The sequence below is a fragment of the Azospirillum sp. Sh1 genome, assembly GCF_008365135.1.
Taxonomy (GTDB): Bacteria; Pseudomonadota; Alphaproteobacteria; order Azospirillales; family Azospirillaceae; genus Azospirillum; species Azospirillum oryzae.
This window is the reverse complement of sequence record NZ_VTTK01000019.1, coordinates 1-24,870: the sequence shown is the minus strand read 5'-3', so window position 1 is coordinate 24,870 and position 24,870 is coordinate 1. Positions and strand designations below refer to the sequence as shown.

Sequence of the window (24,870 nt, the reverse complement as noted above, 5' to 3'; positions counted from 1 at the left end):
CTTTTCCAGGGCGGCGCCCGTCCGGTCCCGTGCCGTGAACGTCGAAGAGCGGAACGATGTCGTACATCCAGGGTGAAACGGGCGATTGGGAAGTCGTGATCGGGCTTGAGGTCCATGCCCAGGTGATTTCGAACGCGAAGCTGTTCTCCGGCTCCGCCACCGAATTCGGGGCCGCGCCGAACAGCCAGGTCAGCTTCGTCGACGCCGCGTTCCCCGGCATGCTGCCCGTCATCAACGAATATTGCGTCGAGCAGGCGGTGCGCACCGGTCTGGGCCTGAAGGCGCAGATCAACCTGAACTCGGTCTTCGACCGCAAGAACTACTTCTATGCCGACCTGCCGCAGGGCTATCAGATCAGCCAGTTCCTGCAGCCGATCGTCGGCAAGGGCGAGATCGTGCTGGACCTGCCGGACGGCACCAGCCGCACCGTCGGCGTCACCCGCCTGCATCTGGAACAGGACGCGGGCAAGTCGCTGCACGACCAGCACCCCTCCAAGACCTACATCGACCTGAACCGGTCGGGCGTGGCGCTGATGGAGATCGTGTCGGAACCCGACATGCGCAGTTCGGAGGAGGCGGGCGCCTACGTGCGCAAGCTGCGCTCGATCCTGCGCTATCTCGGCACCTGCGACGGCAACATGGAGGAAGGCTCCATGCGCTGCGACGTCAACGTGTCGGTGCGCAAGCCGGGCGACGCCTTCGGCACCCGTTGCGAGATCAAGAACGTCAACTCGATCCGCTTCGTCATGCAGGCGATCGAGTATGAGGCGCGCCGCCAGATCGAAATCATCGAGGAAGGCGGCAAGATCGACCAGGAGACCCGGCTGTGGGACACGACGAAGTTCGTGACCCGCTCCATGCGGTCGAAGGAAGAGGCGCACGACTACCGCTATTTCCCCGATCCCGACCTGCTGCCGCTCGAACTCGATGCGGACTGGGTGGAGGACATCAAGAAGACGCTGCCCGAACTGCCGGACGACAAGAAGGCCCGCTTCATCGAAGATTACAAGCTGTCGGTCTATGACGCCGGCGTGCTGGTCTCGGAGAAGTCGAAGGCCGACTATTTCGAGGCGGTTGCCAAGGGCCGCGATCCGAAGCTGGCCTCCAACTGGGTCACCGGCGAGCTGTTCGGCTATCTGAACAAGGCCGGCAAGGAGATCGAGGAGAGCCCGGTGTCGGCCGAAAATCTCGGCGGCCTGATCGACCTGATCGCCGACAACACCATCTCCGGCCGCATCGCCAAGGAAGTCTTCGAAACGATGTTCGAGACCGGCGAGAAAGCCGCCGACATCGTCGAGAAGAAGGGTCTGCGCCAGGTCACCGACACCAGCGCCATCGAAGGCTCGATCGACGCCGTTCTGGCCGCCAACCCCGACAAGGTGGCGGAGTTCCGCAGCGGCAAGGACAAGCTGTTCGGATTCTTCGTCGGTCAGGTGATGAAGGCGACCCAGGGCAAGGCCAACCCGGCCATGGTCAACGAAATCCTGACCAAGAAGCTGAAAGGCTAAGCGGCCACAGCCTGTTGGCGGGGCGAAATCCCCACCCTGTCCGAAAGAAAGCCTCTCCGCCCGGCGGAGGGGCTTTTTTCTTGGGTACTGTCCGTCTGTACGGTAAAGCCACAGTTGAATTTTCCCGGTTTCCATCGTCACAGTGCTGGAAACGGTGGAGGAACCATGGCGGCGGAGCCGGTGATGGTGGCGCTGGCGGCTGGGGCTGTCGGCGGTCTGCTCGGGGTGCTGCTGGGCCGGTATGCCGGGCGCCGGACGGCCGTCCGTCCGCCGGGCATGTCAGGCACTGGTTCCGGCACCGGCTCCGGCAGGGTCGCGTCGGCGCCGCCCCTCCATGAACCGGAGATCGGCGAGCGGCTGGAAATGGCGCTGGAGGCGACCGGGGCCGCGGTGTGGGACGCCGATCTGGTGGCCGGCACCTGCTGGTGGTCGGACACCTTCCCGCGCATGCTGGGCTATCGCAGCCGGCCGGCCATGCCCCCCGATTTCTGGGAACGCCGGCTGCATGCGGAAGACCGCGACCGCGTGCTGGCCCACATCGCCTCGCATCTGGCGGGGGAGACCTCGGCCTACGCCTATTCCTACCGCCTGCGCCACGAGGCCGGCGGCTGGGTGTGGATCGCCGCCAAGGGCCGCGCCTTTCGCGACAAGACCGGCCGGGCGGTGCGCTATGCCGGCATCATGACCGACATCACCGAGGCTCGTCGGCAGGAAGAGCGGCTGCGCGCCAGCGAGGAACGGCTGCTGAAGATCATGGAGGCGGCGCCGATCGCGGTGAACGTCACCACGCGCGACGGCCGCTGGCTGTTCTGCAACGCCCAGTCCGTGCGGCTGATGGGGCGCGACAGGGCGGAGCTGATGCGCTCGCCGGTGGCGGACCTCTATGCCGACCCAGCCGACCGCGAGGCGCTGATCGCCCGATTCGACCGCGAGGGCGCCTTCCGCAATGCAGAGATCCGCTTCCGCCGGCCGGACGGCAGCATCGTCTGGGTGCTGTCCTCGTGGAACAGCATCGAACTGGACGGCGAATCGGCGCTGCTGACCTGGCTCTATGACATCACCGACCGCAAGGCCGCCGAGTCGGCGATGATCCAGGCCAGGGAGGAGGCCGAACAGGCGCTGGCCGACCTGCGGGAGGCGCAGGAAAGCCTGATCCAGGCCGAAACCATGGCATCGTTGGGCCAGCTGGTGGCGGGGGTGGCCCACGAGATCAACACGCCCATCGGCATCGGCCTGACCGCCGCCAGCCACATCGGCGAACAGGCGCAGTCCCTGCGCGACCGCTTTACCGGCAACGCGCTGCGGCGTTCCGATTTCCTCGAATTCCTGGATGGCCTGAGCGAAAGCAGCCGCCTGCTGATGGCCAACATGGACCGCGCGGCGTCACTGGTGCAGAGCTTCAAGCAGGTCGCGGTCGACCAGTCGTCCGGCGACCGGCGGGTGTTCGAGCTGGGCAGCTATATCCGCGAACTGCTGTTCTCCCTGCGGCCCCGCCTGAAGCGCACCAACCTGAAGATCGCGGTGGAGTGCGACGACGAGCTGACGATGGACAGCTTTCCCGGCGCGCTGGGGCAGGTGCTGACCAATCTGGTCATCAACGCCGTCGTCCACGCCTATGGCGACGGCGAGCGCCTGTCGGAGAAGCCGTCCGGCACGATCAGGATCACCGCCCAGCCGGACGGGGCCGACAAGGTGCGGATCGACTTCATCGACGATGGCGTCGGCATCGCGCCGGAACATCTGTCGAAGGTCTTCGACCCCTTCTTCACCACCAAGCGTGGGCAGGGCGGGTCAGGCCTTGGGCTTCACATCGTGTTCAACACCGTCACCGGCCCGCTGGGCGGCACCGTGTCGGTGCAGTCCTGGCCGGGGCAGGGCACCCGCTTCACCATCCTGCTGCCCCGCGAGGCGCCGGCCATGCAGCCGGCCCTGGCGGAGGAGCCGGCATTGGGGTGAGGCGGAACCGCGGCCCCGCGGACAGCGGATCAGGCGACGTGCAGTTCGTGGAACTGCAGATGCTTGGGCCGCCGGCCACGGCGCTTGGGCGCCGCGAAGTTGGCGAGCGCACCGTTTTCCCCGCGCAATTCAGCGTTGAGTTCCTGCACGCAACGCTGCAGCAGTTCCTTTTCGCGCTGGTCCTCGCGGTCGGTGATCTCCAGGCAGCTCAGCTTGATCTCGACAAGGTCGATCAGCGTTTCCGCGCAACGGCGTGACAGGGTCATGGCATCCTCCACGGCGACGGGGTGCGGCGTCACTGTCCGGCGGGGCGGGCCTTCGCGATACCCCCGCGCGACCGAGTTGTGCGTCACCCAGGCTTTTTATTGCTCATGGTGGCATCATATCCGCCTTCCGTTAAAAAGTACCTAAAATTTTATACAGATTTGTCCTTCTCTGTCGATTTTCGGGAAAAGCGGATTTGTGTCTCCGTAAGCGTTGACAAGGCTACGGCCGGCCGTTAGAACCCTCCCCACGCCAGCGATGCCCCACGGGCAACCGCACTGGCTGGAGGGGTGGCCGAGTGGCTGAAGGCAACGGTTTGCTAAACCGTCATAGGGTTTAAAGCCCTATCGTGGGTTCGAATCCCATCCCCTCCGCCATCTTGCTTGGCAGGCGCCAAGCCATTGAATTTCCCAAATAATTGATGCGTTTGACGTTCGCGACTGCGCACGGCCGATTGGTGCGCCGATGGAAAAAATCGGGGCACAATCATCTTTCCTATGTTCAGCGAGCCAGCCCACAATTCCCCCACCCTCGGGAGGATGGCGCAGTGCCGCCTCTTAGGACCAGGGCAGGGAGAACCGGATCGCGGCGCACAAGCCGTCCCTTGCTTCTGACCGGACCGGGGGCGGCAGGGCCCCCGCCAGCCAGCTCCGGCCGATCATCCACACCGCCGCCTATTGGCTGCCGTCGGCCCTGGGTTGTTTCCATCCGGGTGGTTGGCTGCCGCCGGACCGTGGTATCCACGGGGCATCGTCAAACCGATGGCAGATCGCGGGGCCTTCCATGCCGTTTCCTTTCCAGGCGCTTGTCTTCGACCTCGACGGAACGCTGATCGATAGCGCGCCCGACATGACCCGCGTGCTGAACCGCACCCTGGCCGAGTTCGGCCGCCCGGCGCTGACCGAGGCGCAGGTGCGGACGATGGTCGGCGACGGGTCGGCGATGCTGGTGCGCCAGGCCTTCGCCGCGACGGGCGCGCCGCTGGGGGACGAGACGGTGCAACCGGTGCTGCGCCATTATCTCGACACCTATTACGACGACGCGGAGCCGCCGGTGCTTTATGCCGGCGTGGCTGAAACGCTGGCGGCGCTGGCCGGTCGGGGTGTGCGGCTGGGGCTGTGCACCAACAAGCCGGAGCGGATCACCCGGAAGCTGCTGGGCATACTGGGGCTGGAGGGGCTGTTCGGCGCCGTGGCCGGCGGGGACACGCTGGCGGTGAAGAAGCCGGACGGACGCCATCTGACCTGGGTGCTGGAGCGGCTGGACGCGTTGATGCCTGCGGGGGCGGTACCTGCGAGGGCGGCGATGGTCGGCGACAATGCCAACGACGTGAAGGCGGCGCGGTCGGCCGGCGTGCCGGTGGTCGCCATGAGCTACGGCTATCCCCGCATGCCGGTGGAGGAATTGGGCGCCGACATGATCCTGGACCGTTTCGCCGACCTGCCGGACGGGCTGCTTCGGTTGGCGGCTGCCGATTGAGCGGCGGCCGGCACCGGATGCGGTACGGACGGTCGCATACACTGATACTATCCCTTTGGACAGCAGGGGTATCCCTCAGGACCCGCGTGCCGGCTCGACAAAGCCCCTAAACTGTTAGGGTCGATCCGGCTCCGCCGGGCGATAGGACGCCGATCCGGGGGAGGACGCGCCATGATGCAGGATGATGCCCTGATGGTCGGTCCGCTGACCTTCATCGCCACCGTCCTGCTGCTGACGCTGGCCGTAACCGGCAGGCACAACAAGCAATCAAGAACCTGCCGGTTGCGGGTCGGGCGGCGGCGCGCCATGCCGCCGCCCGGCCGGCGTCACGGCGGTCGCCGATGGGAAGGAACTCCACCATGGTTTCTCGCATGGCTCGGATCGTTCATATGGGCAAACTGGGCGGCTATGCGGCGCTGCTGGACGGCGCGCTGCTGGAACCCGATGGCCGCATCCTCTGGCCGTCGGTCTCGGCGCTGACGGAGGCTTTGCGGCGGGCCGGCATCACGCCGTCCGACATGATCCTGGACACCCGGTCTCCCGCCGGCGTCCGGCCGGCCGGCGCGGTCAGCGCGCCGGCGGCCGCATCGCCCCGATCTGGCGGTCTGCCGCTGGCGGCGTGACCGCGGTCAGGTGGACCACAACGCTGCCGAAATCGCTGTCCGTCTCCAGCCGCACCGGCAGGGGCGGATAGCCGGCGGCGACCGGGGCCAGCCACAGATCGACGGGGGGCCTGTCCGCCGGATCGCTGCGCTGCCAGAAGCGGCCCGACGGTGATGACCGGGCATAGCCGGCCACCGGCTTGTAGGTCACCCGGCATTGCTGGGCCACGCCGGCGAAGACCGAGTAGCGCGACGGGTCGACGATCCGCCGACCCACCTCGCTGAACACCATGTCGTAGCGGCGGCGTCCGTCGAACACCGGCAGCGACCGGTCGCAGCTTTGGCTCGCCCCCACCGCGAACAGCAGGTCCAGCACGGCGCTCAGCGGGTCCAGCGTGCCCCGTTGCAGTGCCGGCGGCACCGGTTCGCGGTCGTCCTTTTCCGGCGGCGGCGAGACGCTGGCGGCGACATCGCCCTGGGGTCCGTAGGTCAGGGTGACGTTGCGCGGTTCGCCGCGAAGCTGGCTGGTCTGGCGGTGGCTGGCCGGCCGAAGGTCGTCGCCGCGGACATAGCCGTCGGTCAGCGAATCCGTGCGCCAACTGAACAGCCGGCCGATGGTGCCCCCGGTCACCGCCGACACCTCTATCCGGTAGCGGTCGCCGGTCACCTCCAGCATCGCTTCCACGTCCAGCGCGGTGATGCCGCCGACGAAGACACGGTAGGTCGCCTTCACCGGCTCCGCCGACGCCATGGCGGTGGGAAGCAGGGGAAGGGACAGGCCGGCTGCCATCAGGGCTGCCCGGACAGGATTGCGAAGGCGGCGGGGGCTGGGTTGGGGCACGGTCCGGGGGCTCCTGCGGTCGGCTGATCTTTTTTAAGATGGGGATGAATCTGGTGCTTGACACCCGGTGGGGAAGGCCGTAGAAACCCGCCCACCGCAGCGGCGGGGCCGACGAAAAACGGTCGCGACGCACAAGAGTTTCGGTAAAGAGTTTCAAGGTTCGGGCGCGTAGCTCAGCGGGAGAGCATTCGCTTCACACGCGAAGGGTCACAGGTTCAATCCCTGTCGCGCCCACCATCACGAAAAGGCTTCGGACGAACGTCCGAGGCCTTTTTGCTTTCCGGCACCGGCGGCCGTGCGCCGCGCGAAAATTGTGTATTATATAATGCTTATATGAATGGCGAATCCGCGGTCGATTGACGCAGATCAGCCCTCTGCACGCTGCAATGCGGTAATAGGGGGGCCATCCCTGTCACCCGCTTCGGAAAGCCAATCAGATGGACGATACCCGTATCGCTTTGCTCTCCCTCGGCCTGCTGGTCGCCGTGCTCGCCGTCATCATCGGTTCGGTGGTCTTCGTCCCGTCCTTCACCGCCCTGCTGGCCACGCTGCTGGCCTGGGCCAACCTGGCCTATCTGGTCGGCATCACGATTAAGCGTTGATCCAATTCCGCGGCGGGGCGCAGCCTGCCTCGCCGCGGATGCACAACCTTCAGGGTCCGGCAACAGTCTGTCCTGCGGAAAGCTTTTCTGGACAGGAACGGTCCGTCGGGTTATCCAGCGCCCGGTTTCGCTGCGCCCCCGATCTCGCTGTGCCAAGGACCGACGCCATGACGCCGACCACTCCCCAGACCTCCAGTCCGCTGCCGATCCTGAGGACGGTGGAGGACCTGAGAGCCCAGGTTGCGGCCTGGCGGCGGGAGGGGCTGACCGTCGCGCTGGTGCCGACCATGGGGGCGCTGCATGACGGGCATCTGGGCCTGGTGCGGCGCGGTCGCGAACTGGCCGACCGGGTGGTCGCCAGCGTCTTCGTCAACCCGACCCAGTTCGCCCCGCACGAGGATTTCGACCGCTATCCCCGCGACGAGAGCGGCGATTCCGCCAAGTTGGCCTCGGCCGGCTGCCACGCGCTCTATGCGCCCACCGTGCGCGCCATGTATCCGGAGGGCTTCGCCACTGCTATTTCAGTCGGCGGCCCGGCGGAGGGGCTTTGCGGCGCCTTCCGGCCGCAGATGTTCGGCGGCGTCGCGCTGGTGGTGACCAAGCTGTTCCTGCAGGCCCTGCCCGACGTCGCGGTGTTCGGCGAGAAGGATTACCAGCAGTTGATGGTGATCCGCCGCTTCACCCGCGACCTCGACATTCCGGTCCGGGTCGAAGGGCTGCCGACGGTGCGTGAGGCGGACGGGCTCGCCATGTCGTCGCGCAACGCCTATCTCAGCACCGACGAGCGCGCCCGCGCGCCCGAGCTGCACCGGGCGCTGACCGCGGCGGCCGAGGCGCTGGCGCGGGGGGCTGAGCCCGACGGCGCCCTGACCGGCATCCGTGGCCGCATCGCCGAGGCTGGGTTCGGCACCATCGACTATGTCGAGCTGCGCGATGCCGAAACGTTGGAGCCGGTGACCGCCGTCACCCGTCCCGCCCGCCTGCTGGCCGCCGCCTGGATGGGCAAGGCCCGCCTGATCGACAATGTGCCGGTGATTCCCGTCGGTTGACATACCGGGGAATGAGCGCCGCCGGCCCAATGGCATTTGACCGGAATTTGTTGCGCGCCTAACATGATTTTCATCGGGCATGGTCCCGATGGGAATCGGACCCCCGCGATGGGGGCGGAAAGGCGATCTTGCGGCTCGTTCGTCGCAACCGGCAGGGGGAAACGGTTTCCCTGATGCCGCTCGTTCTGACCGGCCTCCTGCTGACGCTGGCGGCGCTGGGTGCGGGCGGCGCGATGATTGCCGGCCGCAACCGGGCTCCGGCCCCGCAGGCGCAGACAGGTCCCGACAAGAAATACGCCGCCCTGCCGATGATGACCTTCAGCCTTGGCGGCGGCGATGCCCGGATGGTGGACGTGAAGGTCCTGCTGGAGATCGATCCGTCGGTGGACGGCAAGGTAGCCGACCCCTACGTCCCGCGCATTACCGACCGTCTGTCCGACCGTATGCGCCAGATCGACCCGCAGCAGCTGACCGGCGCCGACGGGGCGAAGCTGATGAAGAGCACCATCGCCGGCGTGCTCGACCGCGAACTGCGCGGCGTGCGGGTGAAGGAGATCCTGCTGGACCGCATGGTGGTCAGGTAGGGCCGGCAGCGCTGCCGGCCCACCCTTGGACGAGGTTATTCGACGAGTTCAGTCGGCCAGCCGGGTGGTCAGACGCGGGGCGGTGCTGCTGGCCGCCGCGACATAGCGGGCGCGCAGCGGCTTCAGGACGAACAGGGCGAGGAAGGCGGCCAGCGCGTTGACGATGGCGACGCTGTAGAAGACGGTCTGCCAGCTGCCGGTCGCTTCCACCATCAGGTTGCCGACGGGGACCAGCAGGGCCGCCACGCCCTTGGCGGTGTAGAGCATGCCGGCGTTGGTCGCGGCGAAACGCGAGCCGAAGGTGTCGCCGCAGCAGGCCGGGAACAGGCTGAAGATCTCGCCCCAGGCGAAGAAGACCAGCCCGGTCAGGATGACGAAGGCCACCGGATCGGCACCGTAGGCGCTGAGCGCCATCACCCCGACCGCCTCGATGGTGAAGGCGATGAACATGGTGTTCTCGCGCCCGATATGGTCGGACACCCAGCCGAAGAAGGGCCGCGTGATGCCGTTCATCACCCGGTCGATGGACAGGGCGAAGGTCAGCGCCGGCAGGGTCAATCCCAGGATGCTGACCGGCGCGTCGACCAGACCCATGTCGGCGGCGATGGGGCCGAGCTGGGCCGTCACCATCAGACCGCCGGCGGCGACCATGGTGAACATGCCGTACATGATCCAGAAGACGGGAGTGCGCAGCATCTCCTGCGGGGCATAGTGGCGGCGCTGCGGGGCTGCCGTGCCGCGGCTCTGGCCGTATCCCATTTTCGGCGGATCGGTCATGAAGCAGGCCAGCACCAGGATCACCAGCCCCTGGCCCAGGCCGAAGGTCATGAAGGTGGTCTCGAAGCCGGAGGTCTCGATCATGGTGGCGATCGGCACGACCGTCAGGGCGGAACCGGCACCGAAGCCGGCGGCGGTCAGGCCGGCGGCCAGCCCGCGGCGGTCGGGGAACCATTTCAGCGCATTGCCGACACAGGTGCCATAGACGCCGCCGGCGCCGATGCCGCCGATCACCGCGGCCAGATAGAGCAGCGCCAGCGAATCCGCCACCGCGTTTAGCGCCCAGGACAGGGCGCACAGCGCGCCGCCCACCAGCACGACGATGCGCGGACCGAATTTGTCGACGAACCAGCCCTCCACCGGCACCAGCCAGGTTTCGGTGACGATGAAGATGGTGAAGGCCACCTGGATCGCCGTGCGGCCCCAGCCATGCTTGTCGTCGATCGGCTCGACGAACAGGGTCCAGCCATATTGCAGGTTGGCGATCATCGACATGCAGACGATGCCGATGGCCAGCTGCATCCAGCGCCCGCCCCAGGGTGCGACCCGGGCCGTTTTGCCGTGCGTCTCACGCACCATGTCCTTCCTCCCCAATGCACCCGACATGTTCTGAACGGCGTCTTCTGTTCGACATCTTCTATTCGGATATCCGGACCTGTATTTTCGTCCCTGTTCTTGATTTCTGGTGTCCGGTCCGAAAAAGGCCGTGGGATGGAACCTTCCACCACCAACTTGTGGTTGCTGGCATGCCAAATGCCCCATGCCCGCCTTCACGATCATCAGTTTGACTGACTATGTCAATACGAACCATTTGCCGACGCAGTGACATGCATGCGAATTGTCCATGTGAATCCGCTGGAATTCCGCGATCCGGAAAAAGCGGCGGTTCGCGGATGGCCGGAAGCACTACGTCATTGCGATAATGCTCGGCCGAACAGGAGGAAGCCGTCCTATGCCGTTGCCCGACCCGCCGCTGCTGGTCATCACCGACCGCCGTCTGGCCGGGCAGCCGTTGCCGCAGGTGGCGGAACGCCTGTTCGCCTGCGGCGTGCGCTGGCTGTCGTTGCGGGACAAGGACCTGCCCGATGCCGAGCGGGTGGAGCTGGCTCGCGCATTGATGGTACGCGCCCGCCGGTGGGGGGCCTGCGTCACCCTGCACGGCGAGCCGGCGTTGGCGGCGGCAGCCGGGGCGGACGGGGTGCATCTGCCGTCCGGCGGCGATCCGGCGGCGGCGCGTGCGCTTCTGGGGCCGGGGGCGCTGATCGGGGTGTCACTCCACGACTCGGACGGCGCCGAGGCGATGGCGCGGGGAGGGGGGCAGGCCGATTACGTGACCCTGTCGCCGGTCTTCCCGTCCGCCAGCAAGCCGGGCTACGGCCCCTGTCTGGGTGCGGCGGGATTGCGGCGGTGGGTAGAACTGGGCGTGCCGGTGATCGGGCTGGGCGGCATCGACCACGCCGGCAGGGTGGCCGAATGCCGGGCTGCCGGGGCGGCGGGCGTGGCGGTGATGGGGCTGGCGATGCGCGACCCGAAAGCGCTGGCGCCGCTGCTGGACGCGCTGGCGCCGGTCAGAACAGCCGTGCCGTCCTCCGGTTGACCTCTGGCGCGTTCCACGCCGGTCGTCCTGGACATTTCAACGGCTTGCATGCATCTGGTATGTAGGATACGAAAATGCCGGAAGCCTAATGCGTAACCATGCTAGGGCTTACCGGGTGCGCCGCGACCGTCGGCGAGACATGAGGACATCCACTCCATGACCTTTCCCGCTCTCAACGTCCAGCCCCTCGACACCGGAACCACCTTCCGCAGTCAGGTCTACCACGCGCTGAAGCAGGCGATCACGGAGATGGACATCTACGACCATGACCGCGAGATCCGGCTGGACGAACGGCAGCTCAGCGACAAGCTCGGCGTCAGCCGCACCCCGATCCGCGAGGCGCTGACCCTGTTGGAGCAGGAGGGCTTCATCCGCCTGCAGCCGCGCCGCGGCATCTTCGTCGTCCGCAAGACCAAGACCGAGATCGTCGAGATGATCCAGGTCTGGGCGGCGCTGGAAAGCATGGCCGCCCGCATGGCCGCCGAACACGCCCCGGCGGAGGAGATCCACAAGCTGTGGGACCTGTTCGGCAGTTTCGAGCAGCGCAGCCCGAAGGACCATGTCAGCGAATATTCCGACGCCAACATCGCCTTCCACAAGAGCATCATCCAGCTGAGCGGGTCGAAGCTGATCCAGGACGTCACCGACAACCTGTTCATCCACATGCGGGCGATCCGCAAGCTGACCATCGGCCAGGAGGACCGGGCCGAACGCTCGATCCACGACCACCGTGCCATCATCAAGGCCCTGGAAGAGCGCAACGCCGACCTCGCCGAACGGCTGGTGCGCGAGCACACCATGGGTCTTGCCGCGCATGTCGAGAAGCATTGCGATTTCCTGGAGTGATCGCGCGGTCAGGGGGGCGTTAGCCCCCCACCTCAAACCGTCACCGCCTCTCTCTGCGGCGTCTCCGCCTTCGGCGCGTCGTCGCCGTCGATGGTCACCACCCGCAGGGAATTCGTCTTGCCCGGCGTCCCGAACGGCACGCCCGCGGTGACCACCAGCGACTGGCCGGAGCTGCCGATGCCGGTTTCCGCCGCCGCGGTCAGCGCCCGCCCGACCATCTCCGAGAAATTCGCCACGTCGTCGGTCAGAACGGCATGGACACCCCAGGCCAGCGACAGCCGACGCGCCGTCGCGTGGTTGGCGCTGAGGCCGAGGATCGGCACGCCCGGCCGTTCGCGCGACGCGCGCAGCGTGGTCGATCCGGTGGTGGTGTAGGTGACGATGGCGGCGGCGCTGATGGTTTCCGCCACCTGTCGCGCCGCGGCGGTCAGCGCGTCGGGGGCGGTCGCCTCCGGGTTGGGATGGTCGGCGTCCATGATGCGGCGATAGAGCGGGTCGCCCTCCACCCGCCTGACGATGCGCTCCATCATCGCCACCGCCTCGACCGGATAGCGGCCGGAGGCGGATTCGGCGCTCAGCATCACCGCGTCGGCCCCGTCATAGACGGCGTTGGCGACGTCGGACGCCTCGGCGCGGGTCGGGGTCGGCTCCGACACCATGGATTCAAGCATCTGGGTGGCGACGATCACCGGCTTGCCCATGGCGCGGCTGAGCCGGATCATCTTCTTCTGCAGAGCCGGCACGTCTTCCGGCGGCAGTTCCACGCCCAGGTCGCCGCGCGCTACCATCACCGCGTCGGACAGCTCGATGATCCGGTCCAGCGTCGGCAGGGCGGCCGGCTTCTCGATCTTGGTCATCACATGGGCGCGGTTGCCGATCAGTTCGCGGGCCTCCAGGATGTCCTCCGGACGTTGGACGAAGCTGAGCCCGATCCAGTCCACCCCCAGGTCGAGACCGAAGGCGAGGTCGCTGCGGTCCTTCTCCGACAGGGCGCTCAGGGCCAGCGCCGCGCCCGGCACATTGACGCCCTTGCGGTCGGACAGGGTGCCGCCGGCCACAACCTCCGTCTCGGCGAAGTCGGCGCCGCAATCCAGCACGCGCAGCCGGATGCGCCCGTCGTTCAGCAGCAGGTCGAGGCCGGGTTCGAGGCTGGCGAATACCTCCGGGTGAGGCAGGCAGACGCGGCGGCTGTCGCCCGCCGCGCGGTCGAGGTCCAGGCGGAAGCGGTCGCCGATGGCGAGATCCACCGGTCCGGACCCAAAGGTCCCAACCCGCAGCTTCGGCCCCTGGAGGTCGAGCAGGACGCCGATCGGCCGGCCCAGCGTCTTTTCGGCGGCGCGGATGCGGGCGTAACGCTCCGCATGTTCGGCCTGGGTGCCGTGGCTGGCGTTCAGACGGAAGACGTTCACGCCCGCCCGGGCCAGGGCCGTGATCTGGCTTTCCGACGAACTGGCGGGACCCAGCGTGGCGACGATCTTTGTGCTGCGGTGAAACGGCATGACGACAGCCTTCCTCCGCCCGGCCCTTTGCGAAAAGGGGCGGGACTGGCGAATGATGATGAGCGAGGTTTGGTGTTGCCCGGATGCTGGAAGTCCTAGGCCGGACGGTCAAACGGCACCCGCCCCTTATTCCGCATCGTGAGAGTGGTTCTTCCCGCCGCGCATGGACAGCCGGGCCGCCCGTCGGCGACAGTGGTGCATGTCCGAGACCGCCCCTCAGAACCCTGCTACCCCCCATCCGGCCGCCACGCTGATCCTGCTGCGCGACGGCCCGGACGGGTTGGAACTGCTGGTGATCGAACGCCATGCCGGCCTGCGTTTCGCCCCCGGCGCCACCGTCTTTCCCGGCGGCCGGCTGGATGAGGCGGACCATCATCCGCTGTGGCGCGCCCGCTGGCCGGAGGGGGAGCCGCCCGCCGACCTCGCGCACCGCGTCGCGGCCCTGCGGGAATGCGTGGAGGAGTGCGGCATGCTGCCGACCCGCGATCCACTTCCCTCCGCGGCGCTGGCGGACCTGCGTCGCGGGCTGGCGGCGGGAGAGGGCTTCGCTGCGGCGCTGACGCGGGTCGGAGTCGCCCCCGCGCTCGACCGTTTGGCCGTGCTGGCCCGCTGGATCTCGCCCGAATTGCTGCCGCGCCGGTTCGACACCTTGTTCTTTCTGGTCACGGCACCGGACGGGCAGGAGCCGGTCTGCGACGGCGGGGAGGCGGTCGGCGTTCTGTGGGCCACCCCGCGCCGCCTGCTGGCGGAGGAGGAGGCCGGGCGGCGGCGGCTGGTCTTCGCCACCCGGATGACCCTGCTGCGGTTGGCGGGATGCGCCGACACGGCTGAGGCGATGGCCTGTGCGGCGGTGTCCAGCGAGTGCCTCCCGCCGCCGATCCTGCCGCGGCTGGTGGAAACGGCGACCGGCCCGGTGTTTCGGATTCCGGCCGGCTGCGGCTTTTCGCCACTGGAGACCTCCGCCGAAAGTGTTAGGCTTGGGTAAGATTAGGCAAGTTCAGGCGGGTTTCCGCGATGTGAAAATTGCGCGGGCATGCTATTGTGCGACGCGACATGAGCAATCAATCTCCAGCTTGATGCTCGGCGCCGGATGACGGCGGTCGAAGCGGAGGCTGGAGGATCGCGGGATGGATGTCGGGTTCATCGGAGACGGGAAGATGGCCGAAGCGATCATGGACAGGCTGCGGGAGGCCGGGCACCGGCTGCACCGCCACCCCCATGGCCGCGGCGACTTCCGCGACCGGGCCGGCAGGTGCGACGTGGTGATGATGCTGTTGCCCGATGCGCCCGCGGTCGAGTCCGCCCTGTTCGCCGAGGACGGCTTTGCCGCCGCCCTTTCGCTTGGCGCGCTGGTGATCGACCTGTCGGTCCTGCCGCCGGCGGAGGCTTCGGCCAACGCGTCCCGGCTCGGCGATCTGGGCGTCCCGCTGGTCGATGCGCCGGCAGTCGCCGGTCCCGTCATCGATCTCGGCGGCAGCGACGCGGCCTGTGCGCGGGCCGAACCGCTGCTGCGGCTGTTTACCGATGGCGTCGTCCGTGCCGGCGGTCCCGGTTCGGGGCAGCGGGCGCGTCTGATCCGCATGTCGGTCGGGAAGCTGTCGGACATGAAAATGGTGGACAGGAAAAGCGACGATCCGGATGGACTGCACCGGCTGCTGCGTCTGATGGCCTTCGACGGGCCGGCTGAATCCAGGTTGGGCATATCATGAACACCTCCACCGCCCCCGACATCGCCCCAATGCGCCGCCCGGCCGCCAGCCTTTTCGCGACCGCACATGACATGATCGTCCCGTTCGGGGCCGGGCTTGCCGCCGGTCTGGTCTCCGGGCGGGCCGATGTGGAGCGGCTGGGCAACAAGGGCGCGCGTCTGGTGGAGATGGCGGCGCTGGGCATTCCGGTGCCGCCGGGCTTCGTCATCGCTGCGGAGGCCGGGCGCGGGCTGGGCACGGATGATGCGCTGCCGGCGGGACTGCTGAAGCGGATCGACGACGCCGTCCTGGCGCTGGAGCGGCAGGCGGGCGGACGTTTCGGGGACGGCGACCGGCCGCTTCTGCTGTCGGTCCGCTCGGGCGCGGCGGTGTCGATGCCCGGCATGATGGACAGCATCCTGAATCTCGGTCTCAACGACAGAACAGTGCAGGGGCTGGCGTCGTCGTCGGGCGATGCCCGCTTCGCCTATGACTGCTATCGCCGGCTGGTCCAGTGTTTCGGCTGCGTCGTGATGGGGGTGCCCGGCCACCGGTTCGAGGCGCTGCTGGACGAATACAAGGAGGAGCGCGGGCTTCAGCGCGACGGCGAACTGACGGCGGAGGACTGGCGCAGCCTGATGCCGCGCTTCCTGCGGCTGGTGGAGACGCGCTGCGGCCGTCCCTTTCCGCAGGATCCGGCCGAACAGCTGCGTCTGGCGGTGGCGGCGGTCTTCCGCTCCTGGATGAACCCGCGCGCGGTCGCCTTCCGCGCCCTGCACGATGTTCCGGAGGATCTGGGGACGGCGGTGACGGTGCAGGCGATGGTGTTTGGCAACCGCGGGCCGGAGTCCGGCACCGGCGTTCTGTTCACCCGCGATCCCTCCACCGGCGCGCCCGGCCTGTGCGGCGAGTTCCTGGCCGACGCCCAGGGCGAGGACGTCGTGTCCGGCACCTGCGATCCCGACCCGCTGAGCGCCAGCCAGCCCAACCCCGACCGCTCGATGGAGCACCGCATGCCGGCGGTCCATGCCGAGCTTTGCCGGGTGGCCGAGCAGCTGGAGCAGGCCTTCGGCGACATGCAGGACATCGAGTTCACCGTGGACGGCGGGCGCCTGTTCATCCTGCAGTCGCGCAGCGGCAAGCGCTCCTCCGAAGCGGCCGTCCGCATCGCCGTCGACATGGCGGAGGAGGGGATCATCAGCCGCGACGAGGCGGTGGGCCGCGTCGACCCGCAGGCGCTCGACGAGCTGCTGCGCCCGACCCTGACGCCCGAGGCGCTGGCCGCCGCCATCGCGACCGGGCTTCCCGCCTCGCCCGGCGCGGCGACCGGCCGGGCCGCCTTCACCACCGAGGACGCGCTGCGGCTGTCGCGTGGCGGGGCGCCGGTGATCCTGTGCCGGCCGGAAACCTCGCCGGAGGACATCCACGGCATGCAGGCCGCCGTCGGCATCGTCACCGCCCGCGGCGGCTTCACCAGCCACGCCGCCACCGTCGCCCGCGGCATGGGCCGCCCCTGCGTCTGCGGCGCCCGCGGGCTGCGCATCGACCTGGAAGAGGGGGTGATGCGGGCCGGCGAGGTGACGATCCGCACCGGCGACCTGCTGACCATCGACGGCAGCAACGGCGCCGTCGTGCTGGGGACCGCCGCCCTGCAGCGGCCGGTGCCGGACGGTGCGACCGCCCGGCTGCTGGACTGGGCGCGGGAGTACGGGGTGGGGCTGGCGGCGGATTGAGGCGTAGAGGCGGAGGCGTGCCTTTGCCCCCTCCCTAGCCCTCCCCCACCTTCGGTGGGAGAGGGAACTGCCGCCGCCATATGAGTAAATTCACGCCGCAAAGCTCCAACCCCCTCCACCGCAAAGCGGGGGAGGGATGGGGAGGGGGCCCCCACATGCAGCGCCCCCTCACCCCCGCATCAGCGCCGTCAGATGCGCCGCGCAGCCTTCCGCCAGACCGGTCGCGTCATAGCCGCCTTCCAGCGCCGACACCACCCGGCCGCCGCAGACACGGTCGGCAAGCTCGACCAGCTTGCGCGTCACCCATTCGAAATCCTCGGCGGTGAAACCGAGCTGGGCCAGCGGGTCGCGCTTGTGGGCGTCGAAGCCGGCGGAGATCAGCAGCAATTCCGGCTGGAACGCCTCCAGCGCCGGCAGGATGGCGCGCTCCACAGCCTGGCGGAACTCGACGGAGCCGCTATAGGGCTCCAGCGGCAGGTTCAGGATGTTGCCGTCGACGCCGCGCTCCCACGAATTGCCGGTGCCGGGATAAAGCGGCGACTGATGGGTGGAGGCGAAGAACAGGTCGGGGTCGTCGGCGAACATCGCCTGGGTGCCGTTGCCGTGATGCACGTCGAAATCGACCACGGCGACGCGGGTCAGCCCGTGCACGTTGCGGGCATGCTCCGCCCCGACGGCGATGTTGTTGAAGACGCAGAAGCCCATGGCGCGGGCCGGTTCGGCATGGTGGCCGCAGGGGCGCACCGCGCAGAAGGCGTTGGTCGCCTCGCCGGCCAGCACCGCGTCCACCGCGGCGCAGACCGATCCGGCCGCGCGCAGGATGGCGCCGCGCGACCCCGGCGACAGCAGCGTGTCGCCGTCCAGCCGCCGATAACCATTGGCCGGCACCGCGGCGAGCACGGCATCGACATAGCTGCGGTCATGCACGCGCGACAGCTGCTCCACGTCGGCCTCGGGGGCCGACCGGCGCTCCAGGTCACGGAACTCGGGCCGGTCCAGCACTTGCCACACCACGGCCAGCCGTTCCGGCGCCTCCGGATGACCGGGGCCGGTGTCATGCGCGAAGCAGTCGGGATGGGTGAAGATCAAGGTGGTCACGGGGCGGCCTCTCCCATAGGAAAGGCGCCGCCGGACAGGATGTGCCGGCGGCGCCATGGTCGGGGAATGGTTCAGTGGGTGTAGCTGGTGGTGGCCGGCGGCGGCTCCGCGACCGAGGCGACGGTGCCTTCAAGCTCCTGCAAATGCAGACGGGTGAAGTCGCGCGCGCTGACGACGCCGACCAGATGGCCGTCCTCCAGAACCGGAAGATGGCGGATGTGGTGCTTGTCCATCAGTTGCAACGCCTGCTGGACGCTGTCGGACGGGGTGCAGGTCACCGGCTGGCGCGTCATCAGTTGCGACACCGGCATGGACAGCAGCGAACCGCCGCGCTCCAGCAGGGCATGGACGACGTCGCGCTCCGACAGGACGCCGGCCAGCGTGTTGCCTTCGGTGCGGCAGACATCCTTGACGATCAGGGCGCTGATGTTCTCCGCCTTCATCAGCTTGACGGCCTCGGCGACCGTCGCGCTGGTCCGCACGGCGACGACGCGGGATTCCTTGGTGCGCAGGATATGTTCGACCTTCATGGCGTGACTCCTGATCGGCTGGCGGCTGGCAGGAAAACCGTCTGTCGGGCGGCTCCCCTCGGGGCGGCAGGGCGCCCGGCCGGGCGTCGTGCTATGAATATGGTATGCCAGATACAGTACGCCACGCAAACAATTTCGACGTCGGGCTATGCGATGGTGCAGCGCAGTTGGAATCGCGTTGTCGGAACCGTAATGCGAAAGCACAAGAGGCAAAATGTTTGATGTGCGGTATGTTTGTTATGCACACGAAACACCGGAGGCATGCGGTATGTGCATGTCCGGCATCGTGTACCTTGTATACCAAAAAACTTGAACCGCTTGCTGCGGCGCGTCATAACGGAATGGTCACGCCGAAGCCGACCAAACAAAAAAAGCACCCCCCGAGACACTGGAGCGATGAACATGTTGGAAATGCTGGTTCTGGCGCTTGTGCTGTCCGTCTTCGGCGGCACGGTCCACTACATCCTGTCGATGCAGATCGCCAACGCGGGCAAGACGCAGCGCGATTTCTCCTCTGCGCCGCTTCGCCTCGCCAACCCGACCGAAGCCGATCTCAAGGAGCCGGAAGACGAACTGCCGCCGGGTCCGGCCTGGGCAAGCTTCCCCCGCGCCTTCTGAGCTGCGGTTCCCCACCTGACAGATCGTAAGAAAGACGGCCCTTCCAGGCCGTCTTTTTCGTTTCGACTCCAGTCCGGCATGCAGTCCGCTCAGGCGAGCGGCAGCACCAGCTGGAAGCTTTTGATGGTCATCCGCTTGCGGTGATAGAAGCGGTGGGCCTCGCCGCGCTGGATGCCGGAGATGATCTCCATCTGGGCGCAGCCTCGCGCCCGCGCCTCGCCCGCCAGCCAGTCGAACAGCTTGTCACCCAGCCCGTAGGACCGCTTGGCGGAGCTGGTGACCAGATCCTCCACATACATATAGCGACCGCGCGACAGCGTCTCGTGGACGCGGAAGCCGCCGCAGCCGGCGATCTCGCCGTCCAGCCGCAGAAGGGCGAGGTTGTAGCCGTCGTCCATCTGGCGGCGAATCTGCGCCCGGTAGGCTTCGGGGTCGGTCATGTGGGTCCGCAGCTCCTTCATGATCGGATAGCTTGCGGCGATATCGGCATCGTCACGCGCCACGACGATCTCGATGTTCTGCTGCTGGTCCATGGCGGTCGACTCCTTATCAATATGGGTTCTGCCGGGAAGGGCGTCAGCGCCGGCGGCGGAGACCATGCCGGCCGGCACATGCCGGGCCGAACCGTGCCGTCGGAACTGGCATACCATATGCCAATAGATTGTCCGGCCAAAAGCCGCGCCGCCCCGCTTTCCGCGTGCCGGAAAATCGAAACGCGACTCTCGCCCCCGGCGCCTGGGCGAATGCAGCCTGCGGAAACAGTTCGCCCAACCCACTAATCGCTTGTCAGGTGTCCGGCATCTGGTATACCATATTGATAATTCCAGATCGGATCAGGACTGCGCCGGTCTGGCGGGAGGCGAAAACCCGTCACCCAAGCAGCGCCCCGAGGCCGCATCCTCGCCGCGCTGCCAAGCAAAATTGAACAACAGCGTCAAATCTCTGAAAGCATCTAAGAAGACGCCCAAAGTAAAAGCCTTAGCATCAAAACAGAAGCGACGCCCGAATCGGCAGAGAACCGCTTCCTAGGAGGAGATAGAAGATGCAGCATACGAATTCGGAGGCGCAGGGAGCACCGCTCGGCGGCCGCTGGATGCAGTTGGTTATCGGCGTGATCTGCATGTCGATGATCGCGAACCTGCAATATGGCTGGACGCTGTTCGTCAACCCCATCGATGAAAAGTACCATTGGGGCCGTGCCGCCATTCAGGTCGCCTTCACCATTTTCGTCGTGACCGAAACCTGGCTGGTGCCGGTCGAAGGCTGGTTCGTCGACAAGTTCGGTCCCCGCATCGTCGTTGTGGTCGGCGGCATTCTTTGCGCGCTGGCCTGGGTCATCAACTCGATGGCCGATTCTCTGGCGCTGCTCTATCTCGGTGCGGCCATCGGCGGCATCGGCGCCGGCGGCGTGTACGGCACCTGCGTCGGCAACGCGCTGAAGTGGTTCCCGGATCGCCGCGGTCTGGCCGCCGGCCTGACGGCTGCCGGTTTCGGTGCCGGTTCCGCCCTGACGGTCGTGCCGATCGCCAACATGATCGAGACCTCCGGCTTCCAGCAGACCTTCCTGGTGTTCGGCCTCGGCCAGGGCCTGATCGTCTTCGCGCTGGCCTGGTTCCTGAAGGAAGCCGATCCGGCCCTGCTGCCGAAGAACAAGTCCACCGTCAACCAGAGCCGCCGCAACTACACCCCGCAGGAGACGGTGAAGTCGCCGGTCTTCTGGGTGATGTACCTGATGTTCGTCATGGTCGCCGCCGGCGGTCTGATGGCCACCGCCCAGCTCGGCCCGATCGCCAAGGACTTCCACCTCGACGGCATGCCCGTCAGCATCATGGGCCTGACCCTGCCGGCGCTGACCTTCGCCCTCACGATCGACCGCGTGCTGAACGGTGTGACCCGTCCCTTCTTCGGCTGGGTGTCGGACCATATCGGCCGTGAAAACACGATGTTCATCGCCTTCGCCATCGAAGCTGTCGGCATTCTGGCGCTGAACCAGTGGGGTCATCACCCGGTCGCCTTCGTCGTCCTGACCGGTCTGGTGTTCTTCGCCTGGGGTGAAATCTACAGCCTGTTCCCGTCCTGCTGCGCCGACAGCTTCGGGTCCAAGTTCGCCACCACCAACGCCGGCCTGCTCTACACCGCCAAGGGCACTGCCTCTCTGGTCGTTCCCTTCGCCAACATCATAGTGGCCTCCAGCGGGTCCTGGCAGACGGTGTTCTTCTTCGCCGCCGCGGTCAATGCCATCGCCGCCTTCATGGCCCTGTTCGTCCTGAAGCCGATGCGTGCCCGTCAGATCGCCGAGGACACCGTCCAGCCGGTCAGCGGCAAGCTGGCGACCGAAGGCGCCGACTGAAAGGGAAAGGGAGTTCCCGCCGACCGGGGGGCCGGCCGGGACTCCGGATAAAGGGCGGTGCATATCACCGCCGAACGACTAGACAAGCCGGCACCGGGACCACCGCATTGGTCCCGGTGTCGGTTTGTCGCGTTTTGGGAGGCCGCTTCATGAACCGCATCGGAGGGTGAGCGTCACAAATCACGCATCCCGGCAAAGCCCGCTTCAAAGGCTGATATTCTGTATACAGAATACGATTCGCATCGTCAACACCGATCGAAAGGGGTGGATCGATCATGCTGGGTATCGTCGTCCTGATGCTGGCGGCCTTTTCCTCGGGCGCGCTGAATGCCGTTGCCGGCGGCGGCGCCTTCATCACTTTCCCGGCATTGCTGTTCGCCGGGGTGGCGCCGGTCGCCGCCAACGCCTCCAGCACGGTGGCGCTGTTTCCCGGACAGGCCGCCAGCAGCTGGGCCTACCGGCGGGAGATCGCGGCCGGCGGGCAGGTGAATGTTCCGGTCTTCGCCGCGCTCAGCCTCATCGGCGGGCTGATCGGCGCGCTGCTTCTTCTGCTGACGCCGAATGCGGTGTTCGCGCGCTTCGTGCCGTGGCTGCTGCTGTTCGCGACATCCATCTTCGCCATCGGCGCTTATGCGCCCGGCATCGTGTCCAGGCTGCGGCTGGGCGGGCGCAGCGTGCTGGTGGTGCAGTTCCTGATCTCCATCTATGGCGGATATTTCGGCGGCGGCATCGGCTTCCTGATGCTGGCGGCGCTGACGCTGTTCGGGCTTCGCGACATTCACGCCATGAACGGGCTGCGGCTGTTGCTGGCGATGCTGATGAACGCCGCGGCGGTTGGGACCTTCATCGTCGCCGGGGCGGTGTCCTGGCCGGAGACGCTGGCGATGGCGGTCGCGGCGATGGCCGGCGGCTATGCCGGCGCGATGGGAGCCAAGCGGGTCGATCCGAAGCTGCTGAAAACGCTGGTGGTCATCATCGGAACGGCGTTGACCCTCTACTTCTTTGCGAAGGGAGCCTGATTCGGTCGGGTAGGCGTCCGATTCCGCAATCTTCGACCGAGCCCCCACATTCCGCATTGACATACGGTATGTGGTATACCAAACTCCAAACACAGTTTGCGCGACAGACTGTTGGATGCCGCTGCAAAGCAACCGGTCCGCCGATGGATGCGGCCGGTGTGGGCAGGCTGGCGTCGTCCAGCCCCACAGCATTCAAAAAGTGAAATCGGGGGAGAGGGGAATCCGGCATGAAGATCTGCATCTACGGATCCGGGGCCATCGGCGGCTATCTCGGCGTGCGCCTGCACCAGGCGGGTGCCGAAGTCAGTCTGGTGGCGCGCGGTGCGCATCTGGCGGCGATGCGCGAGAACGGCGTCACCTTGCTGATGGGGGAGGAGAAGACCGTCGTCCACCCCCGTTGCACCGACAACCCGGCCGAACTCGGCCCGCAGGACTATGTGATCATCGCGCTGAAGGCCCACTCCGTCCCCGGTGTCGTGCCCGCGATGCAACCGCTGCTCGGTGACGACACCGCCGTCGTCACCGCGGTCAACGGCATTCCCTATTGGTATTTCCACGGCACCGGCGGCGAGTTCGACGGCCGCACGCTGGAGACGGTCGATCCGGGTGCTGTCCAGTGGAACGGCCTGGGGCCGCAGCGCGCCATCGGCTGCGTCGTCTATCCGGCGACGGAGGTGGTGGAGCCCGGCGTCATCCAGCATGTCTATGGCGACAAATTTTCGCTGGGCGAGCCCGACGGATCGAAGTCGGACCGTGTCGTCGCGCTGTCAAAGGCGATGGAGGCCGGCGGCCTGCGCGCGCCCGTGCTCGACCGCATCCGCGACGAGATCTGGCTGAAGCTGTGGGGCAACCTGTGCTTCAACCCGATCAGCGCACTGACCCACGGCACGCTGGAAGGCATCTGCGGCGATCCGGACACCCGCGCCGTCGCCAAGGCGATGATGCTGGAAGCCAAGGACATCGGCGACAAGCTGGGCGTCCATTTCCGCGTCGACGTGGAGCGCCGCATCAACGGCGCCGCCGCGGTGGGCGCGCACAAGACCTCGATGCTGCAGGACCTGGAGCGCGGCCGGCCGATGGAGATCGATCCGCTGCTGTCGGTGGTGCAGGAGATGGGCCGCATGGTGGGCGTGCCGACGCCGACCATCGACGTGGTGCTGGCGCTGGTGAAGCAGCGGGGCGAGAACGCCGGCTGCTACAGCCGGCCGCAGTCCGCGGCTGCCGCTGCCGCACCGGAAGCGGTCGCGGCCCAGTAAGCAAAGCAGGTGGCGCGGCCGGCGCCGAGCCCGAAGGGACCATGGGGCCGGCCGCATCGAACAGGGGGAGGAGCGTCATGAAGGTCGAGGACATTCTCCGCAAGAAGGGCACGCGCATCGGCATGGTGCGCATCAATGAAACGGTCGCCACCGCGCTGCGCCTGATGAAGGCGGAGAACACCGGCGCGCTGGTGGTCAAGGATGTCTGCCGCACCGAAGGCAACACGGTGGTCGGCGTCATTTCCGAACGCGACGTGGTCCGCGCGCTGGTCGATCGCGGGCCGGGCATCCTGGAGCAGGCGGTATCGGCGCTGATGACGCGCGATCCCTATTGCTGCAGCCCGTCGGATTCGGTGCGTCACGTGCTGAGCCTGATGGACGAGCACGGCATCCGCCACGTCCCGGTGCTGGAGGGCACGACCCTGGTCGGCGTCGTCAGCGTCCGCGACCTGATCCGCCGCCAGTTGGAAGAGCTGCCGGTGGACAATCTGCCGGCTGGAGAACTGCCCATCGCGGCCTCGGCCGCCGAAAGCTGGGACTTCCCGGTCGTCGCCAACCAGTGACCGGTGCCGGTGGGGCCGGCGCAAACCGGTTGCCGGCCCACCTGCCTTTGCCGCTTCGGCGCTTGCCCGCCCAGATCCAGCCCGGATCCGGCCCTGATCAGGAAGCGGGTGGATTCTTGCCCGCCGCCATGGCCGGCCTTCGAAAGCAAACGACATGAAGATCGCGATACCCAGGGAGCGCCGCCCGGGCGAGCGCCGCGTCGCCGCGTCTCCCGAAACCGTCAAGAAATTCAAAACTCTCGGACTGGACGTGGTGGTGGAGAGCGGGGCCGGTCTCGGCTCCAGCATCACCGACGCGGCCTACGAGGCGGCCGGTGCCGCGATTGCGGCCGACGAGGCGTCGGCGCTGGCCGATGCCGACATCGTGCTGAAGGTGCAGCGGCCGCTGATCGCCGGCGAAGGGGACGTGGA

The 24,870-nt window shown here is 67.3% G+C and carries 24 protein-coding genes, 2 tRNA genes and 1 pseudogene; 20 read left to right on the top strand and 7 right to left on the bottom strand.

What is annotated here, in order from left to right:
* Positions 1-56: 56 nt before the first annotated feature.
* Together gatB and FZ029_RS19040 are read left to right on the top strand one after the other, a co-directional pair.
* Positions 57-1,508 carry an Asp-tRNA(Asn)/Glu-tRNA(Gln) amidotransferase subunit GatB gene (gene gatB, locus FZ029_RS19045; protein WP_149224732.1) on the top strand — a complete coding sequence of 484 codons (1,452 nt, stop codon included), beginning with the start codon at positions 57-59 and terminating at the stop codon, positions 1,506-1,508.
* A 165-nt stretch (positions 1,509-1,673) separates the two neighbouring features.
* The gene (locus FZ029_RS19040) at positions 1,674-3,464 is read left to right on the top strand and encodes a PAS domain-containing sensor histidine kinase (RefSeq protein ID WP_149270998.1); all 1,791 of its coding nucleotides are present in this window, start codon (positions 1,674-1,676) and stop codon (positions 3,462-3,464) included.
* 29 nt (positions 3,465-3,493) lie between these two features.
* Here the strand turns inward: FZ029_RS19040 and FZ029_RS19035 are convergent, their stop codons facing one another.
* Positions 3,494-3,730 carry a hypothetical protein gene (locus FZ029_RS19035; RefSeq protein ID WP_014188024.1) on the bottom strand — a complete coding sequence of 79 codons (237 nt, stop codon included), beginning with the start codon at positions 3,728-3,730 and terminating at the stop codon, positions 3,494-3,496.
* A 282-nt stretch (positions 3,731-4,012) separates the two neighbouring features.
* Between FZ029_RS19035 and FZ029_RS19030 the strand changes: the two genes are divergently transcribed.
* The 3 genes from FZ029_RS19030 (at position 4,013) to FZ029_RS19020 (ending at position 5,830) form a co-directional block, all read left to right on the top strand.
* Positions 4,013-4,105 (top strand) — tRNA-Ser (locus FZ029_RS19030).
* Positions 4,106-4,511: 406 nt separating this feature from the next.
* A complete protein-coding gene (locus tag FZ029_RS19025; protein ID WP_149270996.1) occupies positions 4,512-5,207 on the top strand; it encodes an HAD family hydrolase in 696 nt (231 codons plus the stop codon).
* Positions 5,208-5,578: 371 nt separating this feature from the next.
* Positions 5,579-5,830: a hypothetical protein gene (locus FZ029_RS19020; protein WP_247892387.1), complete on the top strand. Its 252-nt coding sequence runs from the start codon at positions 5,579-5,581 to the stop codon at positions 5,828-5,830.
* Here FZ029_RS19020 and FZ029_RS19015 read toward each other — a convergent pair.
* On the bottom strand, positions 5,775-6,650 hold the full coding sequence (locus FZ029_RS19015; RefSeq protein ID WP_149270991.1) for a DUF3108 domain-containing protein: 876 nt from the start codon (positions 6,648-6,650) through the stop codon (positions 5,775-5,777). The two genes, FZ029_RS19020 and FZ029_RS19015, sit on opposite strands and share 56 nt — an antisense overlap.
* Positions 6,651-6,812: 162 nt before the next feature.
* On the opposite strand from FZ029_RS19015, the gene FZ029_RS19010 reads away from it, so the two are divergent.
* From FZ029_RS19010 to FZ029_RS18995, 4 genes are all read left to right on the top strand, one after another.
* Positions 6,813-6,887 (top strand) — tRNA-Val (locus FZ029_RS19010).
* A gap of 200 nt (positions 6,888-7,087) precedes the next feature.
* Positions 7,088-7,252, top strand: a complete 165-nt coding sequence (locus FZ029_RS19005) for a sugar tyrosine-protein kinase (RefSeq protein ID WP_085084036.1) — start codon at positions 7,088-7,090, stop codon at positions 7,250-7,252.
* A gap of 167 nt (positions 7,253-7,419) precedes the next feature.
* The gene (panC, locus tag FZ029_RS19000; RefSeq protein ID WP_149270989.1) at positions 7,420-8,301 is read left to right on the top strand and encodes a pantoate--beta-alanine ligase; all 882 of its coding nucleotides are present in this window, start codon (positions 7,420-7,422) and stop codon (positions 8,299-8,301) included.
* 173 nt (positions 8,302-8,474) lie between these two features.
* The gene (locus tag FZ029_RS18995; RefSeq protein ID WP_109156474.1) at positions 8,475-8,885 is read left to right on the top strand and encodes a flagellar basal body-associated FliL family protein; all 411 of its coding nucleotides are present in this window, start codon (positions 8,475-8,477) and stop codon (positions 8,883-8,885) included.
* Positions 8,886-8,933: 48 nt separating this feature from the next.
* On the opposite strand, the gene oxlT (FZ029_RS18990) is transcribed toward FZ029_RS18995, so the two are convergent.
* Positions 8,934-10,241 carry an oxalate/formate MFS antiporter gene (oxlT, locus tag FZ029_RS18990; protein ID WP_149200146.1) on the bottom strand — a complete coding sequence of 436 codons (1,308 nt, stop codon included), beginning with the start codon at positions 10,239-10,241 and terminating at the stop codon, positions 8,934-8,936.
* 373 nt (positions 10,242-10,614) lie between these two features.
* Here oxlT (FZ029_RS18990) and FZ029_RS18985 point away from each other — a divergent pair, with 373 nt between their 5' ends.
* Both FZ029_RS18985 and FZ029_RS18980 read left to right on the top strand, forming a co-directional pair.
* On the top strand, positions 10,615-11,259 hold the full coding sequence (locus FZ029_RS18985; RefSeq protein ID WP_149270987.1) for a thiamine phosphate synthase: 645 nt from the start codon (positions 10,615-10,617) through the stop codon (positions 11,257-11,259).
* A gap of 156 nt (positions 11,260-11,415) precedes the next feature.
* The gene (locus FZ029_RS18980; RefSeq protein ID WP_149270985.1) at positions 11,416-12,105 is read left to right on the top strand and encodes a GntR family transcriptional regulator; all 690 of its coding nucleotides are present in this window, start codon (positions 11,416-11,418) and stop codon (positions 12,103-12,105) included.
* Between the two features lie 32 nt (positions 12,106-12,137).
* Here the strand turns inward: FZ029_RS18980 and pyk are convergent, their stop codons facing one another.
* Positions 12,138-13,604, bottom strand: coding sequence for a pyruvate kinase (pyk, locus tag FZ029_RS18975; protein ID WP_149270983.1), 1,467 nt, complete (start codon positions 13,602-13,604; stop codon positions 12,138-12,140).
* A gap of 199 nt (positions 13,605-13,803) precedes the next feature.
* Here pyk and FZ029_RS18970 point away from each other — a divergent pair, with 199 nt between their 5' ends.
* The 3 genes from FZ029_RS18970 (at position 13,804) to FZ029_RS18960 (ending at position 17,025) form a co-directional block, all read left to right on the top strand.
* Complete coding sequence (locus tag FZ029_RS18970) at positions 13,804-14,589, top strand: NUDIX domain-containing protein (RefSeq protein WP_149270981.1); 786 nt, start codon at positions 13,804-13,806, stop codon at positions 14,587-14,589.
* Positions 14,590-14,761: 172 nt separating this feature from the next.
* On the top strand, positions 14,762-15,313 hold the full coding sequence (locus FZ029_RS18965; RefSeq protein ID WP_247892386.1) for an NAD(P)-binding domain-containing protein: 552 nt from the start codon (positions 14,762-14,764) through the stop codon (positions 15,311-15,313).
* Positions 15,310-17,025: a pyruvate, phosphate dikinase gene (locus FZ029_RS18960; protein ID WP_149270977.1), complete on the top strand. Its 1,716-nt coding sequence runs from the start codon at positions 15,310-15,312 to the stop codon at positions 17,023-17,025. Before FZ029_RS18965 ends, FZ029_RS18960 begins: the two co-directional genes overlap by 4 nt.
* A gap of 168 nt (positions 17,026-17,193) precedes the next feature.
* Here FZ029_RS18960 and FZ029_RS18955 read toward each other — a convergent pair whose 3' ends face one another.
* Complete coding sequence (locus tag FZ029_RS18955; protein WP_149270975.1) at positions 17,194-18,123, bottom strand: histone deacetylase family protein; 930 nt, start codon at positions 18,121-18,123, stop codon at positions 17,194-17,196.
* A 71-nt stretch (positions 18,124-18,194) separates the two neighbouring features.
* On the bottom strand, positions 18,195-18,653 hold the full coding sequence (locus FZ029_RS18950; protein ID WP_149200138.1) for a CBS domain-containing protein: 459 nt from the start codon (positions 18,651-18,653) through the stop codon (positions 18,195-18,197).
* Positions 18,654-19,049: 396 nt separating this feature from the next.
* Between FZ029_RS18950 and FZ029_RS18945 the strand changes: the two genes are divergently transcribed.
* Positions 19,050-19,271, top strand: a complete 222-nt coding sequence (locus FZ029_RS18945; RefSeq protein ID WP_109446998.1) for a hypothetical protein — start codon at positions 19,050-19,052, stop codon at positions 19,269-19,271.
* Between the two features lie 89 nt (positions 19,272-19,360).
* Here FZ029_RS18945 and FZ029_RS18940 read toward each other — a convergent pair whose 3' ends face one another.
* Positions 19,361-19,804 carry a GNAT family N-acetyltransferase gene (locus FZ029_RS18940; protein WP_149200137.1) on the bottom strand — a complete coding sequence of 148 codons (444 nt, stop codon included), beginning with the start codon at positions 19,802-19,804 and terminating at the stop codon, positions 19,361-19,363.
* A 509-nt stretch (positions 19,805-20,313) separates the two neighbouring features.
* On the opposite strand from FZ029_RS18940, the gene oxlT (FZ029_RS18935) reads away from it, so the two are divergent.
* From oxlT (FZ029_RS18935) to FZ029_RS18915, 5 genes and pseudogenes are all read left to right on the top strand, one after another.
* Positions 20,314-21,621 carry an oxalate/formate MFS antiporter gene (gene oxlT / locus FZ029_RS18935; protein WP_149270973.1) on the top strand — a complete coding sequence of 436 codons (1,308 nt, stop codon included), beginning with the start codon at positions 20,314-20,316 and terminating at the stop codon, positions 21,619-21,621.
* 275 nt (positions 21,622-21,896) lie between these two features.
* Positions 21,897-22,640 carry a sulfite exporter TauE/SafE family protein gene (locus FZ029_RS18930; protein ID WP_149270971.1) on the top strand — a complete coding sequence of 248 codons (744 nt, stop codon included), beginning with the start codon at positions 21,897-21,899 and terminating at the stop codon, positions 22,638-22,640.
* A 227-nt stretch (positions 22,641-22,867) separates the two neighbouring features.
* Entirely contained in the window at positions 22,868-23,896 is a 1,029-nt protein-coding gene (locus tag FZ029_RS18925) for a 2-dehydropantoate 2-reductase (protein ID WP_149270969.1), read from the top strand.
* Positions 23,897-23,973: 77 nt separating this feature from the next.
* Positions 23,974-24,459 carry a CBS domain-containing protein gene (locus tag FZ029_RS18920; protein WP_149270967.1) on the top strand — a complete coding sequence of 162 codons (486 nt, stop codon included), beginning with the start codon at positions 23,974-23,976 and terminating at the stop codon, positions 24,457-24,459.
* Between the two features lie 154 nt (positions 24,460-24,613).
* Positions 24,614-24,870: pseudogene (locus tag FZ029_RS18915) on the top strand (NAD(P)(+) transhydrogenase (Re/Si-specific) subunit alpha); the annotation flags it as partial.

Coding starts and splice junctions, on each gene's coding strand:
- gatB (WP_149224732.1), top strand. CDS start 57: ATGTCGTACATCCAGGGTGAAACGGGCGATTGGGAAGTCGTGATCGGG.
- FZ029_RS19040 (WP_149270998.1), top strand. CDS start 1,674: ATGGCGGCGGAGCCGGTGATGGTGGCGCTGGCGGCTGGGGCTGTCGGC.
- FZ029_RS19035 (WP_014188024.1), bottom strand. CDS start 3,730: ATGACCCTGTCACGCCGTTGCGCGGAAACGCTGATCGACCTTGTCGAG.
- FZ029_RS19025 (WP_149270996.1), top strand. CDS start 4,512: ATGCCGTTTCCTTTCCAGGCGCTTGTCTTCGACCTCGACGGAACGCTG.
- FZ029_RS19020 (WP_247892387.1), top strand. CDS start 5,579: ATGGCTCGGATCGTTCATATGGGCAAACTGGGCGGCTATGCGGCGCTG.
- FZ029_RS19005 (WP_085084036.1), top strand. CDS start 7,088: ATGGACGATACCCGTATCGCTTTGCTCTCCCTCGGCCTGCTGGTCGCC.
- panC (WP_149270989.1), top strand. CDS start 7,420: ATGACGCCGACCACTCCCCAGACCTCCAGTCCGCTGCCGATCCTGAGG.
- FZ029_RS18995 (WP_109156474.1), top strand. CDS start 8,475: ATGCCGCTCGTTCTGACCGGCCTCCTGCTGACGCTGGCGGCGCTGGGT.
- oxlT (WP_149200146.1), bottom strand. CDS start 10,241: ATGGTGCGTGAGACGCACGGCAAAACGGCCCGGGTCGCACCCTGGGGC.
- FZ029_RS18985 (WP_149270987.1), top strand. CDS start 10,615: ATGCCGTTGCCCGACCCGCCGCTGCTGGTCATCACCGACCGCCGTCTG.
- FZ029_RS18980 (WP_149270985.1), top strand. CDS start 11,416: ATGACCTTTCCCGCTCTCAACGTCCAGCCCCTCGACACCGGAACCACC.
- pyk (WP_149270983.1), bottom strand. CDS start 13,604: ATGCCGTTTCACCGCAGCACAAAGATCGTCGCCACGCTGGGTCCCGCC.
- FZ029_RS18970 (WP_149270981.1), top strand. CDS start 13,804: ATGTCCGAGACCGCCCCTCAGAACCCTGCTACCCCCCATCCGGCCGCC.
- FZ029_RS18965 (WP_247892386.1), top strand. CDS start 14,762: ATGGCCGAAGCGATCATGGACAGGCTGCGGGAGGCCGGGCACCGGCTG.
- FZ029_RS18960 (WP_149270977.1), top strand. CDS start 15,310: ATGAACACCTCCACCGCCCCCGACATCGCCCCAATGCGCCGCCCGGCC.
- FZ029_RS18950 (WP_149200138.1), bottom strand. CDS start 18,653: ATGAAGGTCGAACATATCCTGCGCACCAAGGAATCCCGCGTCGTCGCC.
- FZ029_RS18945 (WP_109446998.1), top strand. CDS start 19,050: ATGAACATGTTGGAAATGCTGGTTCTGGCGCTTGTGCTGTCCGTCTTC.
- FZ029_RS18940 (WP_149200137.1), bottom strand. CDS start 19,804: ATGGACCAGCAGCAGAACATCGAGATCGTCGTGGCGCGTGACGATGCC.
- oxlT (WP_149270973.1), top strand. CDS start 20,314: ATGCAGCATACGAATTCGGAGGCGCAGGGAGCACCGCTCGGCGGCCGC.
- FZ029_RS18930 (WP_149270971.1), top strand. CDS start 21,897: ATGCTGGGTATCGTCGTCCTGATGCTGGCGGCCTTTTCCTCGGGCGCG.
- FZ029_RS18925 (WP_149270969.1), top strand. CDS start 22,868: ATGAAGATCTGCATCTACGGATCCGGGGCCATCGGCGGCTATCTCGGC.
- FZ029_RS18920 (WP_149270967.1), top strand. CDS start 23,974: ATGAAGGTCGAGGACATTCTCCGCAAGAAGGGCACGCGCATCGGCATG.